The 20,143-nt window shown below is 41.2% G+C and carries 14 protein-coding genes; 7 read left to right on the top strand and 7 right to left on the bottom strand.

Features of this window, described 5'->3' with window-relative positions:
* The first annotated feature begins 176 nt into the window (after positions 1-176).
* The gene (locus tag ACT53H_RS13895; protein ID WP_004793073.1) at positions 177-980 is read left to right on the top strand and encodes a thioesterase family protein; all 804 of its coding nucleotides are present in this window, start codon (positions 177-179) and stop codon (positions 978-980) included.
* A 73-nt stretch (positions 981-1,053) separates the two neighbouring features.
* On the opposite strand, the gene ACT53H_RS13890 is transcribed toward ACT53H_RS13895, so the two are convergent.
* Positions 1,054-4,536, bottom strand: a complete 3,483-nt coding sequence (locus ACT53H_RS13890; protein WP_476009432.1) for an indolepyruvate ferredoxin oxidoreductase family protein — start codon at positions 4,534-4,536, stop codon at positions 1,054-1,056.
* Positions 4,537-4,739: 203 nt separating this feature from the next.
* On the opposite strand from ACT53H_RS13890, the gene ACT53H_RS13885 reads away from it, so the two are divergent.
* Positions 4,740-5,681, top strand: coding sequence for a LysR family transcriptional regulator (locus tag ACT53H_RS13885; RefSeq protein ID WP_476009431.1), 942 nt, complete (start codon positions 4,740-4,742; stop codon positions 5,679-5,681).
* 246 nt (positions 5,682-5,927) lie between these two features.
* Here the strand turns inward: ACT53H_RS13885 and ACT53H_RS13880 are convergent, their stop codons facing one another.
* The 5 genes from ACT53H_RS13880 to ACT53H_RS13860 are packed head-to-tail and all read right to left on the bottom strand — an operon-like array spanning position 5,928 to position 12,444.
* Positions 5,928-6,833 carry a hydroxymethylglutaryl-CoA lyase gene (locus tag ACT53H_RS13880; RefSeq protein WP_476009430.1) on the bottom strand — a complete coding sequence of 302 codons (906 nt, stop codon included), beginning with the start codon at positions 6,831-6,833 and terminating at the stop codon, positions 5,928-5,930.
* Positions 6,830-8,821, bottom strand: a complete 1,992-nt coding sequence (locus ACT53H_RS13875) for an acetyl/propionyl/methylcrotonyl-CoA carboxylase subunit alpha (RefSeq protein ID WP_476009429.1) — start codon at positions 8,819-8,821, stop codon at positions 6,830-6,832. Before ACT53H_RS13875 ends, ACT53H_RS13880 begins: the two co-directional genes overlap by 4 nt.
* An 11-nt stretch (positions 8,822-8,832) precedes the next feature.
* Entirely contained in the window at positions 8,833-9,636 is an 804-nt protein-coding gene (locus tag ACT53H_RS13870) for an enoyl-CoA hydratase/isomerase family protein (protein ID WP_000121724.1), read from the bottom strand.
* Positions 9,637-9,645: 9 nt separating this feature from the next.
* Positions 9,646-11,247 carry a carboxyl transferase domain-containing protein gene (locus tag ACT53H_RS13865; protein WP_476009428.1) on the bottom strand — a complete coding sequence of 534 codons (1,602 nt, stop codon included), beginning with the start codon at positions 11,245-11,247 and terminating at the stop codon, positions 9,646-9,648.
* Positions 11,248-11,271: 24 nt separating this feature from the next.
* A complete protein-coding gene (locus ACT53H_RS13860; protein WP_476009427.1) occupies positions 11,272-12,444 on the bottom strand; it encodes an isovaleryl-CoA dehydrogenase in 1,173 nt (390 codons plus the stop codon).
* Positions 12,445-12,588: 144 nt separating this feature from the next.
* On the opposite strand from ACT53H_RS13860, the gene ACT53H_RS13855 reads away from it, so the two are divergent.
* From ACT53H_RS13855 to ACT53H_RS13835, 5 genes are all read left to right on the top strand, one after another.
* The gene (locus ACT53H_RS13855) at positions 12,589-13,206 is read left to right on the top strand and encodes a TetR/AcrR family transcriptional regulator (protein ID WP_004793061.1); all 618 of its coding nucleotides are present in this window, start codon (positions 12,589-12,591) and stop codon (positions 13,204-13,206) included.
* Between the two features lie 109 nt (positions 13,207-13,315).
* A complete protein-coding gene (locus ACT53H_RS13850) occupies positions 13,316-15,010 on the top strand; it encodes an AMP-binding protein (RefSeq protein ID WP_476009426.1) in 1,695 nt (564 codons plus the stop codon).
* A 72-nt stretch (positions 15,011-15,082) separates the two neighbouring features.
* Positions 15,083-15,754 carry a class I SAM-dependent methyltransferase gene (locus ACT53H_RS13845; protein WP_476009425.1) on the top strand — a complete coding sequence of 224 codons (672 nt, stop codon included), beginning with the start codon at positions 15,083-15,085 and terminating at the stop codon, positions 15,752-15,754.
* Between the two features lie 279 nt (positions 15,755-16,033).
* Positions 16,034-17,317 (top strand): DcaP family trimeric outer membrane transporter, encoded by a 1,284-nt coding sequence (locus tag ACT53H_RS13840; RefSeq protein WP_476009569.1) that lies wholly within the window; start codon positions 16,034-16,036, stop codon positions 17,315-17,317.
* A gap of 100 nt (positions 17,318-17,417) precedes the next feature.
* Positions 17,418-18,773 carry an aromatic acid/H+ symport family MFS transporter gene (locus tag ACT53H_RS13835; protein ID WP_476009424.1) on the top strand — a complete coding sequence of 452 codons (1,356 nt, stop codon included), beginning with the start codon at positions 17,418-17,420 and terminating at the stop codon, positions 18,771-18,773.
* Positions 18,774-18,822: 49 nt separating this feature from the next.
* Here ACT53H_RS13835 and ACT53H_RS13830 read toward each other — a convergent pair whose 3' ends face one another.
* Positions 18,823-20,061 (bottom strand): SGNH/GDSL hydrolase family protein, encoded by a 1,239-nt coding sequence (locus ACT53H_RS13830; RefSeq protein WP_476009423.1) that lies wholly within the window; start codon positions 20,059-20,061, stop codon positions 18,823-18,825.
* Positions 20,062-20,143 lie beyond the last annotated feature (82 nt).

The following is a 20,143-nucleotide window of genomic DNA, read 5'->3' as shown; positions in this document are numbered from 1 at the left end:
CACTAGGTGAAATTTACATGCAAAATTTTACCTAGTGATTCAATTTGTAATTTTAGACTCATCAGTTTTTGGTAGGAAAAACCAGTTGAGCTAAAGAAATAGAGGGTTAACATAAGCATTAAAACGTGAATTTTCATCAAATATTGATGTTGGATAAGGACTACGGAAAGAAAATCATGAATGCTTATTATCAATTACTGAATAGAACAATTGGTCCTCAAGGTGAAGTCATTGCTCATTATTGCTCAACTGTTCATGCACAAGGGGCATGGAACCCTCATGAACAACACATGGCACCTGCAAGTGGCGTAATTGCAGCAGAGTTAGAGCAATTTTCACCACGACAAGATATGAGAATTGGCCGAATTAGTTTTGATATTTTTGGATTGATTGCATTTGGTGAATTTACGATTAAGACCCATGTAATTCGTGCTGGTAAAACGATTGAACTGATTGAAGCTGAAATGCAGGCACAAGGTAAAACCTGCATTGTGGCTAGAGCATGGCGAATGTGTACTCAAGACAGTTCCGATATTGCTGGACTTGAAGATCATCCAGTTCATCACCCAGATACCTTTACAGAATGGACAGGTATGAAAAGATGGCCGGGTGGCTTTATTCAGACACTCGTCACTAAAACTGGTGATCAGCACCGAGCTGGCAAAGGCATTGTTTGGCTCAATAACGATAACGAAATGGTGGAAGGTCAGCCAACGACAGATTTTGCGCATTTAATTGGTATGGTAGATACTGCAAACGGCATTGTACCAAGACAAGAAGGCGAATTTACTTGGGGTTTTCCAAATCTAGATTTACAGATTCACATGCACCGTTATCCGCAAGGGAAATGGTTAGGTCTGGAAACTGTTCAGCAATATGGTTCGGATGGCATTGGTTTAACCAGTGCAGTTTTACATGACGTGTATGGTCCATTTGGACGCAGTGAGCAGATTTTGACTTTGCGTAAAATGGCTAAATAAATATTTGAGCCAATAAAAAAGTCATCCCTTAGGATGACTTTTTTATTTTCAGATTTAAATTTTAAGCAATTTCTTAGCTACGTACTTTAATGAGTGTTGGTGTAAGTTCATCCCAACGCTGTTTTGCAGCATCCATTGCTTTCATTTTGATATGACCATAACCACGAACTTCTGCTGGTAATTTCGCAATTTGTTCAGCAACCGCCAAATTATGATTATCTGGTGCTTCAACGAGTGCTTCAACAAATGCGATGTAACGGTCACGCCATGCTTGTTCGTGTTGACGTTCTTCTTGACGTGCAAATGGGTCAAGGAAAGTTTCACGAAGCCATTGTAAGCGAGCAAGCATCATCATTGGGAAGCGCATCCAGTAACCAAACGCACGTTTACGAACATTTTTCAGGCCACCAAGTAACGCTGGCGGAGCAAGATGATACGTTAAACGTAAGCCTTTACCGAACTGGGTTTCAATCGATTCTTTGAAGCTCTTACCTGTTAAAAGACGTGCAACTTCATATTCATCTTTATATGCCATGACTCTATAAAGCTGAGTTGCAATCGTACCCGTTAATTCTTCTGGTAACTTTTTAGCAGCCAATTCTACAAGTGTACGGTACTTAGTTGCATAAGCTTCATTCCAGTAGTCTGTTAGACGAGCAGAGCGGTCTTCAACAAGTTCAGCTAAAGTTTGTGGAGTTTTAGTTTTTGGCATTGCCGCAACTAAGCGTGCAGCTAAAGTTGGGTCACTTGCAAGATGACAACCCACACGGAAAGCTTCTAGGTTCTTTTCAACAGCAGTACCATTTAAGCGAATTGCTTTTTCAATGCTTTCACGCAGTAATGGAATACGACCAGATTGCCAAGCCATACCGAGTAATAACTGGTTGGTATAAATTGAATCACCTAAGAGTTGTGTTGCAATGCGAGCTGCTGGCAGAGAAACCAGTTGACCTTGACGAACACGACCACGGAGGCGATCAATTAAATCGCTAATAGGTGCATACCAGTCACGAGATTTAATAAACTCAGAAGTAGGAGTACTGTCTTCATTCACAATAACCAAAGCATCATCTTTTAAGCGAGAGAGAGCAGCACTACCACCAGCAACTACCGCATCTGCACCAATCAATAATTCACATTGACCTGCTGGAATTTTGGTAGAAGAAATTTGCTCATCAGTTGCTGCAAGTTGAACGTATGAATAAACCGTACCGCCTTTTTGCGCAAGACCTGCCATGTCCATCACACGTGTTGCTTTACCTTCGAGGTGAGCCGCCATACCAAGCAGTGCACCAATAGTCACAACACCTGTACCGCCAATACCACCGACCATAATACGACTTGGAACGTCATATAACTGAGGAATAACTGGTGATGTCGGCCAGCCTGCGCCAATGCCTTCAAATTTAGCCGGACGTTTCATGTCGCGTGTATGAACAGTCACAAAACTAGGGCAGAACCCTTCGGCACAAGTGAAGTCTTTATTACAGCTACTTTGGTTAATTTGACGTTTAGTCCCTAACGCTGTTTCTACAGGTTCAATAGATAAACAATTTGATTTTTTCGAACAGTCGCCACAGCCTTCGCAAATATCACTATTAATGTATAAACGCTCAACCGGATCAGGGTAGGCATCACGTTTACGACGACGGCGTTTTTCACTAGCACAGGTTTGTACATAAATTAAAGCGGTTACACCTGTAACTTCACGAAGCTCGCGTTGAACCGTATCGAGTTCATTACGGTGGCGAATCTCTACACCCGGTGCAATACCGTCTTCTTCATTTAATAGTTTAACTTCATCAGTGACAATAACTTGTTTTTTAATACCTTCGGCAGCGAGCTGACGAGTTAACTGTGCAACGCTCAAATGACCATCTACATGCTGACCACCTGTCATAGCGACCGCATCGTTGTAGAGGATTTTATAGGTAATATTAGTTTTTGCAGCGATAGACTGACGAATTGCTAAGTAACCAGAGTGGAAATAGGTTCCATCACCAAGGTTCGCAAAAATGTGTTTTTCATTGGTAAATGGTGATGCACCAACCCAACTTACGCCTTCACCGCCCATTTGAGAGAACGTTTCGGTACCACGGTCAAGTGAAACAGCAATATAGTGACAACCAATACCGCCTAATGCACGGCTACCTTCAGGAACGACTGTTGATGAGTTATGTGGGCAACCACTACAGAAATAGGGTTTACGTTCAGCAAGATCAATAACACGTTTTGATTCTTGCTCTGCTTTTAGCAGTAAGTCGATTCTGCTTTGGATTTGCGTTTTTAAGCTTTCTGGAATATCGAGTTTTAAGAAGCGAGCAGCCAGCATTTTTGCAATAGGTTCAGGCTGATACTCATAGTGACCAATGAGCGGTGCTTCTTCAATAGAGGTACTCCATTCACCTTTGCCATCGGTTGCTTTACCAATCACATGTGGGCGTTTGCCATCAGGCAGTGAGTACAGCTCATCCTTAATTTGTGTTTCAATAATTGGACGTTTTTCTTCAATAACGATCAGTTCTTGCAAGCCTTCGGCAAACTCGCGAACGCCTTGAGGTTCTAACGGCCAAATTAGACCAACTTGATAAACACGTAGCCCAAGCTGCTGAGCAGTTTCATCTTCAATGCCTAAAATGCGTAAGGCTTCAATGGTATCTAAATAGCCTTTACCACTTGCGGCAATACCAATACGGGCATTTTCACAAGGCCATGTTACGGTATTGATTTTGTTGGCGCGGGCATAGGCCAAAACAGCAGGTAAGCGATATTTATAAAGGCGTTCTTCTTGCTGAATGCCGTGGTCTGGCCAACGAATATTAACGCCACCCTCTGGGAAATTGACGTCTTGGGGTATAACTGGAGTAACACGGTCTAGGTCGACATGAACTGAAGCGGAAGTTTCAACAATTTCACTGACTAGCTTCATTGAAGACCAAAGGCCAGAAAAACGTGAAACAGCAATGGCGTGAACACCAAAGTCTAAAATTTGTTGAACGGATGTTGGGTAGAAAATTGGAATACCGCAACCAATCATGACATGTTCAGACTGGTGGGGAATTGTAGAAGATTTACATGAGTGGTCATCACCAAATAAAGCAACGACACCACCACGTTCAGAGGTACCAGCTAAGTTAGCATGGCGGAGTACATCGCCTGAACGGTCAACACCCGGGCCTTTACCATACCACCATGAAGACACTCCATCATATTTGCCTTGGCCTGAAAGGTTAACTTGTTGAGTACCCCAAATTGCGGTAGCAGCCAAGTCTTCATTTACGCCAGGTTGAAATACAACATTATGGGATTTAAGTAATCCTTGAACTTGCCAAAGGAAACTATCATAGTTACCAACAGGAGAACCGCGATAACCAGAAATAAAACCAGCAGTATGATAACCATTGATCGCGTCACGGCGAGTTTGGGCAAGAGGCAACCGAACAAGTGCCTGAATGCCGGTCATATATGCTGTACCGTTATCACTTACATATTTATCTTCAAGTGACACATCCTTTGTTGCAATAATATTTGGAGTGACTTTTGTAGCTATATTCATTTATATCTCCTTAGAATTTTTAGTAGCTCGGACTACTTTCTTTTTTCAACATCCAGTTGAATATTTGGAGCAAGTGACATACGAAATAAAAAAGATCGGTTCCTCTTCTTAAAAAGAATTAGTGCCAATGTATGTACATTTAGTCATTGTGGTTGAACTAAACTGGTGCAACAATCCGTAATTTAGGAAAACATATTTACGTTATGCGCAAAAATCTCGATGGTGGACTATTGCATGCAATGCATGCATTCCTGAAAGTGATTGATAGCGGGAGTTTCACAGCAGCAGCTGAGCAGATGGATCTGACCACAGCACAGGTTTCACGTCTTATCAGCGAGCTAGAAACACGCTTAGGTACAAAATTAATACAACGCTCAACGCGCCAGCAGGCACTGACCGATATTGGTGCGACTTACGCCGAGCGCTGTCGCCAAGTCATTTCAATGGTGGATGAAGCAGAATCAGAAGTAACAGGAACGGCATCTAAACCCAAAGGCCGTTTACGTGTATTAAGCATGGGCAGCTTTGGGCATCATTATGTTTTTCCAGTGATGGCTGAATTTTGTAAGCATTATCCTGAATTAACTGTGGAATATACGACATCACAATATGTTCCAGACTTGTTGGCAAAAGGGGTGGATGTCAGTCTGTATCTAACTGAATCATTAACTGACTCTCGTTTTGTTGCACGTAGAATTGGCACCATCTTTTCTGTTTTATGTGCTTCACCTGCGTATTTAGAAAAACATGGTGTGCCGAAGTCTCCAGAAGACTTAAAAGATCATGCCTGTTTACGCTTGGTAAACCCGTCTATTACACCAGATTGGCACTTGTTAAATGCAAAGGGTGAGTCTTACCAAATTGATACTGGTGGGCAACTCATTGCAGATAACCCTGAGTTATTGTTGGATGTGGTGCAACAGGATATGGGCATCGCACTATTACCGATGTTTTCGGCTTTAGATGCAGTTCAAAATGGAAGATTATGCCATATCTTGCCAGAGTGGCGTTCGCCTGATATCGGGGTTTATACCTTATTGCCCTCACGCCATTTTATTGATGCTAAAACTCGTGCATGGTTGGATTGGGTGGAAGAATATATTTCCCCAAGAATTGAAATGGACGCATCTTATTTTTATAAATAATGAGATGAATTTTTAAGGACTATAATTGAAAAAGGATAAAGAATAATACGGATTTAGAACAAAAATAGGGTAGAGAATGCTTCTGTTGAGAGAGGCATTTGATACAGAGATAAATGATAAATTTTAAAAAAATTGCATGAGGGATTTATTCCCAATTCCTGAACGAAATGAGATAAAAAAGAGAGGATGATCTGGTACTTTGCCTAATATTAAGCCTTATACCAGATGCTGAGCTATTTTAATTGATTACTGTGCACACTTGGTCTGCCAATACGCATTTGCATAATTCGACAAGCTTTTTCGGTTTAATACATTGCTAATATTTTGGCTGGCTTGCATCAGTTTTTCTAAATTAATACCTGTTTCAAACTCCATATGTGACAGCAAATAAAACAGATCTTCGGTCGATACATTACCCGAGGCACCTTTGGCATAAGGACAACCACCAAGACCTGCAAGAGACGAATCAAAAACACGGATGCCTTGCTGTAAAGACTGATAAATATTGGCAATCGCCATGCCGTAGGTATTATGAAAATGTCCAGCTAGAACTTTGCTGTCGAGTTCAGCAAGGCAAGCTTGCCAAACCTTTTGAACGCGATCTGGTGTAGCCGTACCAATGGTTTCACCTAAAGATACTTCATAGCAGCCCATGTCATAGAGCCGTTTAACAACTTTCACCACTTGTTCAGGGGCAATTGCGCCTTCATATGGGCAATCGACAATACAAGATACATAACCACGTACACGAATATTATGGACTTTTGCAGCAGCCATAACATCGCTAAATTTTTCAAAGCTTTCATCGATTGAGCAGTTGATATTTTTACGTGTAAAGCTTTCAGAAGCTGCGGTAAATACCGCAACTTCTTTGCATCCTACCGCTTGAGCAGTTTCAAAACCTTTGATGTTGGGGGTAAGCAGGCTAAATTGCACATCGGTTGTTTGGGGGAGTTGCCTAAATAGCTCGTCACTTTGAGCCATTTGCGGCACCCATTTTGCCGAAACGCATGAACCGACTTCAATCGATTTTAGGCCAGCATTAATCAGGTCATTAATGAAGTTTAAGCGTTGCTCGACGGTTAAAGCCTGCTTTTCGTTTTGGAGGCCGTCTCTGGGACCGACCTCCACGATTTTGACAAACTCACTCATGCAACTTCCTCCTGAGCAGGCTGAAATTCCACAAGCTCGTCGCCAGCTTTGACCTGATCACCAACTTGGAAATAGGAGTCTACAATCAAGCCGTCTTTAGGAGCTCGGATGGTGTATTCCATTTTCATTGCTTCAAGCGTCATTAAAATATCGTCTTTTTTCACGCTATGATTTGCACTCACCAGCACTTGCGTGACTACACCCGGCATTGGGGCTTTCAGGTGACCTTCATCGGCTTGGCTGTCAGCCTGATTAAAATCTTGACGAATATAAGCAAATTTATAGCTTTGCCCATTTTGAAATAGTGTAATGCCTTGCTGACTTTGGTTGAAAGATAGCTTTTGCTTAGTACCACCAATTTGAACAGAGGCAGTATGCGCATCAATTAATTGACCAGAAATAGGGTAGCTTTGACCGTTATAATCTGCCGTAAAGCCATCGTTATTTGAAGCAAATTTGATTTGGATATTTTGGTTTAAATAGTTCAGTTTGATACTGTGCTGATAAGCAATATTTAAACGCCAAAGTGGTTGAGCCTGCCAAAGCTGTTTTTGGCTTGAACTGTTGTTATTAAGTTTGCTTAAAAACTCAATAAATGCCGCTGCTACCACAAGTTCAGGTTTAATTTCTTCAGGACTAAACAAGAAGTTTTGTTCACGCTGAATCAGATTGGTATCAAGCTTGGCTTGTTTAAACGATTCGCTACGAACAATCTTTTCAAGGAAGGCAATGTTGTTGCCTAAGCCATCCACATGGAATTGGCTTAAAGCATGTTGCATTTGAATAAGCGCAGCTTCACGGTTTTTACCCCATACGATCAGTTTGGCAATCATTGGGTCGTAATAGGTCGTGATTTCATCGCCTTCAACAATACCACTGTCTACACGTACATATTGGTTTTGAGTTGGGTAATGCAGATAGTCAATTTTACCAATGGCAGGTAAAAAGCCTTTTTCAGGTTCTTCGGCGTAAATACGTGCTTCGAGCGCATGTCCATGAATTTGCAATTCGTTTTGTAGTTTAGGTAAAGGTTCGCCATAAGCCACACGAAGTTGCCACTCAACCAAGTCTTCACCTGTAATCATTTCAGTCACTGGGTGTTCGACTTGTAAGCGGGTATTCATTTCCATGAAATACGCCGTGCCGTCTTGTTCCACAATAAACTCGACCGTACCGGCACCGACATAGTCTACTGCACGTGCAGCATCAATTGCAGCTTGGCGCATTGCATCGAGCTTCTCGCTTGGCATTTGTGGAGCAGGGGCTTCTTCTAGCACTTTTTGGTGGCGGCGTTGTACAGAACAGTCGCGTTCAAACAAATGTACATAGTTGCCATGTGTATCGCCAAACACTTGTACTTCAATATGGCGTGGTTGAATCACATAACGCTCAATCAAGACATCATCATTACCAAAGCTCGATTTAGCTTCACGTTTACACGAAGCTAAGGCATGCAAAAAGTCTTCACTGCGTTCAACCAGACTCATGCCTTTACCACCGCCGCCCGCACTGGCTTTAATTAAAACAGGATAGCCAATTCGGTCTGCCTGTTGTTTTAAAAAGTCGGCATCTTGGTTGGTTCCGTGATAGCCCGGTGTTAAAGGAACGCCTGCTTTTTCCATTAAAGCTTTAGAGGTCGCTTTTAAGCCCATCGCTAAAATGGCATCCACTGGTGGCCCAATAAAGCAAATGTTATGTTGTTGGCAAGCGAGTGCAAACTGATCATTTTCAGAAAGGAAACCGTAACCTGGGTGAACCGCTTGGCTGCCTGTATCAATTGCTGCTTGAATAATGCGATCGGCTTGTAAATAACTTTGAGTCGCTGGCGACTGGCCAATATAGATGGCTTCATCTGCAAGTTTGACATGTTGTGCATTTGCGTCTGCATCTGAGTAAACGGCAACCGTTGCAATCCCTAATTTTTTAGCTGTACGAATTACACGGCAGGCAATCTCGCCACGGTTCGCAATTAAAATCTTTTCAAACATGATGATCGTCCTTAATTGTTGTTATTCGAGTTAGAAACCCAAGCAGGCTGTTGCTTATTTAAAAAGGCACTTAGACCTTCTTTTGCCTCGCTGCCTTGACGAACTTGAGCAATATGATGTGCTGTCTGTTGCAGCAAGTCATTGCTCATGGTCTGGTTGCTCACCATTTGAATGAGTTGTTTTGATGCCGCTTGAGCATGCGGGCCACCGAGTAATAGAGCATCAATAATTTCTTGAACTTTTTTATCTAAGTCTTCGGCATCTGCAACTTCGTGGGCCAAACCGATTTGTTTGGCTTCACGTGCTGAAATTCGCTCGGCAGTTAAGAAGTAACGTGAGGCTTGTCTTGCGCCAATTGCACGAATTACATAAGGACTAATGGTGGATGGAGCAAGCCCTAAACGAACCTCAGACGTTGCAAACTTGGCATCTGTACTGGCAATGCAAATATCACATGCCGATGCCAAGCCCATACCGCCGCCAAAGGCAATGCCATGTACACGAGCAATAGTCGGTTGTTTTAGCGTTGCGAGTGCATCTAACATTTGCGCAAGTTTTAATGCATCTGCTTCATTTTCTGCTGAAGATGCCTGACCTGCCTGTTTCATCCAGTTGAGGTCGGCACCTGCCGAAAAGCTTTTACCGCGACCCGCTAAAACCACAACACGAATATCATCACGTGTATTGATTTGCTTAAAGCAAGTATGTAGTTCTTCAATAACGGTGGTGTTGAATGCATTGTGCAATTCAGGGCGGTTCAGCCAAACATAGGCAACCTGACCTTGTTGTTCGAGTTGTAAAAATTGATAGCTCATATACACCTCTTACATGCGGAACACGCCGAATTTGGTTGGCTGGATTGGAGCATTCATAGCAGCTGCAAGACTTAAACCAAGTACTTGGCGAGTTTGAGCTGGGTCAATGACACCGTCATCCCAAAGTCGGGCAGAAGCATAGTACGGATGACCTTGGCGCTCGTACTGTTCACGAATTGGTTGTTTAAACTCGTCTTCTTGTTGAGCTGACCACTCAGCACCTTTTTGCTCAATCTGATCACGTTTTAAAGTCGAGAGTACGCTTGCTGCTTGTTCGCCACCCATCACTGAAATACGAGAGTTCGGCCAAGTCCATAAAAAGCGTGGTGAATAAGCACGTCCACACATCCCGTAGTTACCCGCACCAAACGAACCACCAATAATCAGGGTCAGTTTGGGTACATTTGCAGTTGCAACTGCCATAACCAGTTTGGCGCCGTTTTTTGCAATCCCTTCATTTTCATACTGGCGACCGACCATAAAGCCCGTAATGTTTTGTAGGAATAACAATGGAATATTGCGCTGAGTACAAAGCTCAATAAAGTGTGCACCTTTTTGTGCAGACTCGGAAAATAAAATTCCGTTATTAGCAATAATCCCGACTGGCATACCGTAAAGTGAAGCAAAACCCGTAATCAATGTTGAACCAAAACGTGCTTTGAACTCATCAAAACGAGAACCATCTACAATACGTGCAATCACTTCACGAACATCAAAAGGTTTACGCGCATCGCTTGGCACCACGCCATAGAGTTCTGATGCATCAAATAGCGGTTCATCAACTTGTTTATTTAAGTCATTTGGCTTTTTATTTAAGTTCGCAACAATGTTCCGTGCAATCGCAATGGCATGTTCATCATTTTCGGCTAAATGGTCAGCTACCCCCGAAAGACGCGTGTGTACATCACCACCGCCTAAGTCTTCACTACTCACCACTTCGCCAGTCGCAGCTTTTACTAAAGGAGGACCGCCTAAGAAAATGGTGCCTTGGTTACGGACAATAATGGTTTCATCAGACATAGCTGGTACATAAGCACCACCTGCGGTACAGCTTCCCATCACCACAGCAATTTGGGCAATACCTAGGCTCGACATGCGTGCCTGATTATAGAAAATACGCCCGAAGTGATCACGGTCTGGGAAAACTTCATCTTGCATTGGTAAATAAGCACCGCCTGAGTCCACCAAATAAATACAAGGCAAGTGATTTTGTTCGGCAATTTCTTGTGCACGTAAATGCTTTTTAACCGTAAGGGGATAATACGTTCCACCTTTAACCGTTGCATCGTTGGCAACGATCATGCAAGTCACACCATTGACCTGACCAATACCCGCAATCACACCTGCGGCAGGAATATCATCTTCATAAACGTTGTACGCTGCCAACTGACCAATTTCTAAAAATGCCGTGCCGACATCAATCAGTTGATCAATACGTTCACGGGGTAAAAGTTTACCTCGAGCCAGATGTTTTTGACGGGCATTTTCACCGCCGCCTAAAGCAATACGCTGGGCAACTTGTTTTAGATCTGTGACCAATGTTTGCATGGCTTGCTGGTTTGTTTTGAAGTCTTCACTTCGAACATTAATCTTGCTTTGTAATTGGTTCATAAGATGTGTCCTTATTTATAATTATTATTTGGTTTCATTGAAGAGTTCGCGGCCAATCAACATACGGCGAATTTCAGAAGTTCCTGCACCAATTTCATAAAGTTTTGCATCACGCCATAAACGGCCAGCAGGGAATTCATTGATATAACCGTTGCCGCCTAAAGTTTGAATTGCTTCACCAGCCATCCATGTTGCTTTTTCGGCAGAATATAAAATGGCACTTGCAGCATCTTTACGTAGACTGCGGTCATGGTCAGCTTTGTCACAGGCAGCACCAACAGCATAAACAAGTGCTTTACATGCCAACCAAGTTGAATACATATCGGCAAGTTTGCCTTGCATAAGCTGGAATTCACCTAAAGCCTGACCAAACTGTTCACGTTGGTGCAAGTATGGGATTACCACATCTAGGCAGGCATCCATAATGCCTAAAGGTCCGGCACTTAAAACTGCACGTTCATAGTCCAAACCACTCATCAGTACTTTTGTGCCGTTACCGACACCACCGAGTACGTTTTCAGCAGGTACTTCTACATTGTCAAAAAACAAGGGGTAAGTGTTAGAGCCACGCATGCCAAGTTTGTCTAAATGATTACCATGGCTAAAGCCTTTCATGCCTTTTTCAACTAAAAAAGCAGTCATACCTTTCGCACCAGCTTGCGGATCAGTTTTGGCATATACCACTAATACATCTGCATCTCCGCCGTTGGTGATCCACATTTTTGAACCATTTAAAACGAAGTGATCTCCTTTTTGCTCAGCACGTAATTTCATGCTGACCACATCAGAACCTGCATTTGGCTCAGACATCGCAAGGGCACCTACATATTCACCGGAAATCAATTTTGGTAAATACTTCTGTTTTTGCCGCTCGTTACCGTTACGGTTAATTTGGTTTACACATAAATTAGAATGAGCACCGTAAGACAAACCAATAGCTGCTGAAGCACGAGAAATTTCTTGTAAGGCAATAATATGAGCTAAATAACCCATATTGGCACCGCCGTATTCTTCAGAAACTGTCATACCTAAAAGGCCCATATCTCCGAATTTCTTCCAGAGATGTGCAGGGAATTTGTTGTCTTGATCAACTTGTTGGGCAATCGGTGCAATTTCCTTTGCACAAAATGCGGCCACTGAATCTTGAAGCGCAATTAAAGTTTCATCTAGACCGAAATTCAAGCTGCGTAGGTTCATGATATTTTCATCCTATTGGTTATATTTGTTGTCCATAAAATATTTTGTGGGTATTTGATAAGTAACATACAATGATTTTTTGAAAAAGTGAATACAGATTCATAAAATGATTTACAATTCATTTTATTTGTTAGAGAATAAATTATGAGCTATAAACGATCATCTTTAATGCAAGAGCGGATGGAGCAAAATCGTAAATCGATTTTGAATTCAGCCAGAAAAATAATTTCAGAGGGAGGATTTAAAGACGCGCAAATACAAACAATTGCAGAGCAAGCGGGTGTATCTAGTGGACTGGTTTATCGCTACTTTGATAATAAGAGCCAAGTGCTGATTGAAGTTTTGTCTGAAGCTATTAATACAGAACTATTGGTGATTGATTCGATTACTGAAAGTGAGTTATCGGCAAAGCAGAAATTACATAAGGCGGTGGCAACCTTTGTAAAACGGGCACTAAATAGTCCTCAGCTTGCATATTCACTCATGTTTGAACCCGTCGATTCAACGGTTGAACATGAGCGTTTTCGTGTGAAGCAATTGATTAAACAAAGTATTAAAAAAATACTTGCGGATGGAAATGCAAGTGGTGAGTTTGTCTTGGATGATTTAAATACAGCAGCACTGTGTGTGGTCGGTGCCATGACCTATGTGGTGGTTGAACCCCTAGACCCAGCTCAAAATACAAAGTTTGATCATGCGCACAAAGACTATTTTTCAAAACAGATTGCTGACTTTTGTGTAGATGCTGTGCAGAAGAAATAGGGCATATAAAGGATAAACATTACAAAGTAGGCGGTTTGGAAAAGTAGTTGCAGTAACAACAATTAGATCAGGTAAGAAGAGAATTAGAAGAATCAAGGAGAATGATTCAATGCAACAAGAACGGTTAAGCTACGCCTCGGGACCAAGCACACAGCCCTTATTGGGTATGACCATTGGTGAACAATTCGATCAGGCCTGTCGGCAATATGCAGAAAAGGAAGCCATCGTCAGTTTTCATCAAAACAGACGATTAACCTATAAAGCTTTACAAGATGAAGTAAATGCTTTCGCTTGTAGCCTTTTAAAATTGGGATTAAAAAAAGGAGACCGATTAGCCATCTGGTCGCCTAACTGTGTGGAATGGACGGTAACCCAATTCGCAGCTTTTAAAGCAGGGATTATTTTAGTTAACCTGAATACAGCTTATAAAAGTCATGAACTTGAATATGTGTTGAATAAAGTCTCATGCAAAGGATTGATTATAGCTTCTCAATTCAAAACGACTGATTACCAAGAACTACTCACGAAAATTGCCCCTGAGTTAACCAATAGTCCAGACAAAGTGCTCAGTTCAGCGCGACTGCCACATTTAAAATTTGTGATTAAAATTGATGACAAACAACATACGGGCATTCATCGCTTTAGTGATTTAGTTACTACACCAACTTCTGAGCAGCTTGAACAATTAAAACAATTAGCGAAGCAACATCAGTTTGATGAAACGATTAATATTCAATTTACCTCAGGTACAACAGGTAACCCTAAAGGGACCATGTTGACCCACCATAATATTTTAAATAATGGCTATTTTGTTGGTGAAGGGATTCGCTTAACCCCTCAAGATAAAGTGTGTATTTCTGTGCCGTTGTTTCATTGTTTTGGCATGGTGATGGGGAATCTGGCATGTGTAACGCATGGGTCAACCATGGTCTATCCATCGGCGGTATTTAATCCTTTAGAAACTTTAAAAGCGATTCATCAAGAACGTTGTACGGCAGCTTATGGCGTGCCAACCATGTTTATTGCCACCTTAGAGCATGAACAGTTTAATGAGTTTGACCTGTCGAGTTTAAGAACGGGCATTATGGCAGGTAGTCCTTGCCCACGTGAAATTATGCAGCGTGTCATAGACCGTATGCATATGTCTGAAATTACCATTTGTTATGGCATGACTGAAACTTCGCCGGTGAGTGTACAAAGTTCTGTAAATGATTCGATTGATAAACGAGTAAGCACAGTCGGGCATGTTCACTCGCATGTTGAAATTAAAATTGTCGATTTAGAAGGGCAGATTGTTCCGCAAGGAACTTTGGGTGAGCTATGCGTTCGCGGTTATTCAGTGATGGCTGGCTATTGGGGTGAAGAAGAAAAGACCAAAGAGGTTATTGATTCGGCTGGCTGGATGCATACGGGGGATATTGCCGAAATGGACCAAGACGGTTTTATTAAAATTAAAGGCCGTATTAAAGATGTCGTGATTCGTGGTGGGGAAAATCTCTTTCCAAAAGAAATTGAAGACTTTTTATATACCCATCCCGATGTAAGCGATGTTCAAGTCATTGGCTTACCAGATGCCAGATATGGCGAAGAACTTTGTGCTTGTATTATTTTGCATGAACATCATCAAATTGATGAAAACAGTATTCGCCAATTCTGTAAAGAGCACATTTCTCATAATAAAGTGCCGCGCTATGTCCGATTCTTTAATGAGTTTCCAATGACCGCTTCAGGCAAAGCACAAAAGTTTAAATTGCAGGAAATTATGCGAGCTGAGCTTAATTTAACTGGAAATGTCTTTGACTAAAGAAGTCGAAAGCCCGTTCAAAGTGCAGCAAATTATAAATTGAAAGGCAGTTTACATAGAGGATAAAACAAAATGGCAAAAGACTTTAATAGCCCCAAAGTAGTCGAAGGATATGACGAACATATTCGTAAATTAATTCCAGGTTATGAAGTTATCCATCAACAGGTGGATGCCATTTTGCAAACGGTGTTACCACCAAATGCTCATATTTTAATTGTGGGCTGTGGTACGGGGTATGAACTCGAATATTTACTTAAACGACATCCGAACTGGAAATTTACAGCAGTTGATCCATCTTTGACCATGCTGCAAAAAGCTCAGGAACAGGTTGAACTTTTAGATAAATCTTCACAAGTCACCTTTGTTCACGGTGAAACGTCAGCTTTGCCTCTGGAAAATTGCTTTGATGCTGCACTTTCTATTCTCGTGGCTCATTTTATTGCAGATGAGATAAAACCTATTTTCTTTAAAGATATTTATGATCGCTTAAAAGAAAAAGCAGTTTTACTTACCTACGATTTAATGACGTGTGTAAACCCACAGCAGCTTCAAGCTTTACCTTATTTGTGCTTGGCTCAAGGTTTAACGGAAGAGCAATGTCAGAAAATGTTAGAGCGTATGGCACAAGACTTTTTTAGCTTAACGACAGAAGGATATATCAAACTTTTGCAAAAAACTGGTTTCGAGAGCGTACAGTCGTATACGCAAATTTTGACTTATCAGGGTTTTATTGCAAAAAAATAATGTAAGTAGAGACAAAGGAATGTTGTCTTAACACCTAAATATTCTCAATGAGGAAGAGAATATAAAAAACGAAAAAAATTAGAAGAACTAGCTTTACCTATAACACATTAAAAAGTGGCCTCAATGCTGCTTAAGGGAGGTTTTGTCTAAAAAATATGATGGAAGACTTTCTAGAGGAAGAAAGTCTGATGTTTAAGGGCCTGTTTTAGATAGGTACATAACAAAAAGGATGTCGAGATCTTTAAGTCTAATTAAAGGTCAAAAAAGGAAAATTTCATGATAAATGCTTTAAATACAACGGTTCAAAAAAGCCTATTGGCAATTTCTGTGACTCTGTTTGTGTCTTCTGCTTTTGCAGGTCAAACAAATCCTGAAATAGAACAACTTCGTCAAGAAGTAAAAGAACTACGGGCTATGCTACAAGCAAATATACAAGCTCAAAAATCTTTAACGCAACAAAGAGTGGAGCTAGCAACTTCGGCAACACCCCAAGCTGCTCAGCCTACAAAACAAGTGTTAACTAAGTCTGGCGCAGAATTTAACTTATATGGATATATACGGGCAGATGCTTCTTATCAAATAAAGGGCGCATCTACCATGTATAACAATATTAGCGGGGTTCCACTCGAAAATACGCCAGAAGAATCTGCTCAAAAAGACCAATTACACAGTACCGTTAATGTGACACGTTTCGGGTTGAATTTTAAAACCCCAACTGCTGTGGGTGATGTGGGCGGGAAACTAGAAATGGACTTCTTTGGGGCAGCTACTCGTGATCAGTTTCGGATACGCCATGCTTATTTAACCTTTGATAAATGGCTCATTGGTCAAACGTGGTCAACATTTATCGCACCTGAATATTATCCGGAAACGATTGATGCAGGCACATTTGTAGGCAGTGCATTATTAAGATCACCGCTCGTCCGTTATAGCGATAACTTAACTGCCAATACGAGTTTTGCTGTATCGGTTGAAGACCCGAAATATACTGCGACAACTGACCCTGACAATAAAATGCGCTTACCAGCTTTGGTAGGACGCTTAAATCATAAGTTTGCCAATGGTTCGATGTTATCTGCCCGTAGTTTAGTTGCCGAAAAAAGAACGAATAATGATGAGCAAGTCGCTTGGGGTGTGGGCTTCGGCGGTAAATATCAAATTACGCCTGATACATTACTCAAAGCCGATTACTACCATGTCAAAGGAGATGGGCGTTTCTTGCTATGGAGTAATAGCGGCTATGCAATAGATGATCAAAATAATATGCATAGCAATGAGTTTGACACGGTTTCTTTGGGGATTACTCATCAATTTACGCCACAAATTCGTTCAACCTTAGCTTATGGCTATATGAAAGCCAAAGATGACAACCGTTTTGCCGAATTACAACGTAATAGTACTACTCAAAACAAAGAGCTTTGGCAGGGTTGGGTGAATGCACTTTATAACCCTTACAAGCCAATCACCTTGGGGATCGAATATGTGTATGGCGAACGAGAAACTTTTGATGGTCGTAACGGGATTGATAGCCGCTTCAATATGATGGCGAGTTATGACTTTTAATTTATTCAACAAGACCTTGAATAATCTGTTTTTTCTTTAGGGTGCAATATGTCGTTTTAAAAAATTAAATATGAATTTATCTCACAGAGGAGGTGAGTAAATGACAACATCTAAATTAAATGTAAATGAAGTTATTGATCAGGCCCGATTTACCCCTTTTCACTGGAGCATTTTGCTTTGGTGTTTATTAATTATTGTTTTTGATGGTTATGATCTGGTGATTTATGGCGTTGTACTGCCTTTGCTAATGCAAGAGTGGTCATTAACGGCTGTACAGGCGGGGATGTTAGCAAGTACAGCACTATGCGGAATGATGTTTGGGGCAATGTTCTTTGGAACTTTGGCAGACAAAATAGGCCGTAAAAATGTGATTTTAATTTGTGTCACTCTTTTTAGTGGTTTCACCTTTTTAGGTGCTTTTGCATCAAGCCCACTTGAGTTTGGGGTGCTTCGATTCTTGGCAGGACTAGGCATTGGTGGGGTGATGCCAAATCTAGTTGCTTTGACCTCAGAATACGCACCTAAACGTATACGCAGTACTCTGGTAGGGACCATGTTTAGTGGTTATGCGATTGGGGGAATTCTTTCAGCCTTAATTGGAAGTTATTTGGTTGAAAGTCAGGGGTGGCAAATTATGTTTTTAATTGCCGGTATTCCACTATTTTTACTACCTGTCATTTGGAAGTTTTTACCCGAGTCATTAACTTTTTTAGTTAAAACTGGAAAAACTGAAAAGGCGCAGCGCATTATTCAAAAAATTTCACCTGAACAGACCCTAACCATCAATACGCAATTAGTGCTTAATGAAGATAATGTTCCCACAGGCAGTTCTGTAAAAGGATTATTTCAACAAGGCCGTGCATTCAATACAATCATGTTTTGGCTCGTGTTCTTTATGTGCTTACTCATGGTGTATGCCTTAAGTAGTTGGTTACCAAAACTCATGCTTGCAGCAGGGTATTCACTCGGAAAGAGTATTTTATTCTTGCTTGCTCTAAATGTTGGCGCGATGATCGGTTCAATCGGCGGCGGTATTTTGTCTGATAAATTCCATTTAAAACCGGTAATTATGGGAATGCTGCTAGCGGGTGTTTTAGCATTAATCGGTTTAGGCTTTAAGTCACCAGCCTATGTTTTATATGGTTTGGTGACTGTTGCAGGAGCAGCAACGATTGGGACCTCAATTCTTCTTTATAGTTACGTTGCACAATATTATCCATTAAGTGTGCGTTCTACTGGAATTGGCTGTGCCTCTGGTGTTGGTCGTATTGGGGCTATTGTTGGACCTATCTTAACAGGCCTGTTATTGGGTTTAGAATTGCCACATAAAATGAATTTTGTGATGATCGCAATCCCTGCAATTTTGGCGCTTTTCGCTGTCATGGTTCTAAGACGTTATGCAGCCGAAAAACAGCCGATTACACCAAAACTTACCGCCGAGTTAGAGGGTAATTAATGAATATTGATGCAGGTAGGGAGTAAACTCCTACCTGTATCTGGACGTTTTATTTATGAAGTAATTGGTTTACATCAACCAGATTTGCCATTTGTTGATTACCGCGATCATTAGGATGTAAATGATCTCCAGAATCATAAAGCGGATTCAATCGATCGGGATGTTTTGAATCTTTTAAGCCTTGCTCAAGATCAAGTATGCCGTCAAATGTATGGCTGGTTCTTATCCAGTGATTAATACGCTCACGTAATTCATCTTTGTTGGGCTGATAATAGTTATCAAGCGGAGTGTTGGGTAAGGCACCTGAAAAGGGAAGTAACGTCGTCCCAATTACTTGAATACCTTGGCGATGTGCTTCATCTACAACACGTTTATAACCTTCAGTTAAGGTTTCAAACGATGGTATTTGTTGTTTAGGTGCAAAAGCTGTACCGGGCCATGAAATATCATTAATGCCTACCAGCACAATTAAAGTTTTAACACCTGAGTATAGAAACACTTCACTGTTTAAACGTTTTAAAGCACTGTCACCCATACCATCTGAAAGTAACCGATTCCCTGAAATTCCACTATTAATAACCGCTATTTGATGTGCAGATAAGCGCTTAGCTAAAAAGTCGGTCCATCTCGCATTTGCATCTAGAGTTGCAGTTGCGCCGTCGGTAATGGAGTCTCCAATGACCGCAACAACATGTGCTTTATGCTTCGGTTTTACTTCAATAGCCGATAATAATAACCGTGCAGTTGTTGTTTTGGCACTGTTAGGTGTATTTAAGTTCGCGGTCTGGTTACCAGCAATAATCCAACTGGTTTGTTTAGCATCCCAGTGAAAAGTTTTAAAGATCGTTGGTTTTTGGATAAAGGTATTTACCATTAACTGTGCATGATCGGGAACTGGTAATTGGATTGGATCACTAATCAGTTGTTTGCTAGGTAAAATTTGTGCTTTAAGTTTTCCAGAAAAATAAACTGGATAAGCACTCTTTGATTTAAGACTTTCTCCTTTGATTAGTCCTACAGTAGTTTTATCAATAGATAACGGTTGATCCCCATATTGATTTGTGAAAACAAGCCTAACAGCTTCACCGCCTAAACTAATTTGACTGATTTGTTTGATGGTCTGATTAGATATTTGATCTGGAATATTGGTCGGGAAAACGAAATCTTTATTCCAGACTTTTTGGGGGCTGGCTGCCCAAGTGGTAATCCATTGGCTCTTTTTTACTTCTGCTTGTGCAAAGCTCGTAAATAAAACGAGAGAGAATAGGGCGGGTTGATAAAGTTTCATCTCGTGAACTCTTTAAAACGAATTAAAGTTATCTTGAAACAAATTGCTGGCTTGTTATAGCGACATAAGCGGAATAAGATTT

It is taken from the genome of Acinetobacter sp. DMC2 (assembly GCF_056314305.1).
Note: the sequence above shows the minus strand (reverse complement) of the source record. Positions and strands in the feature narration are given on the sequence as shown.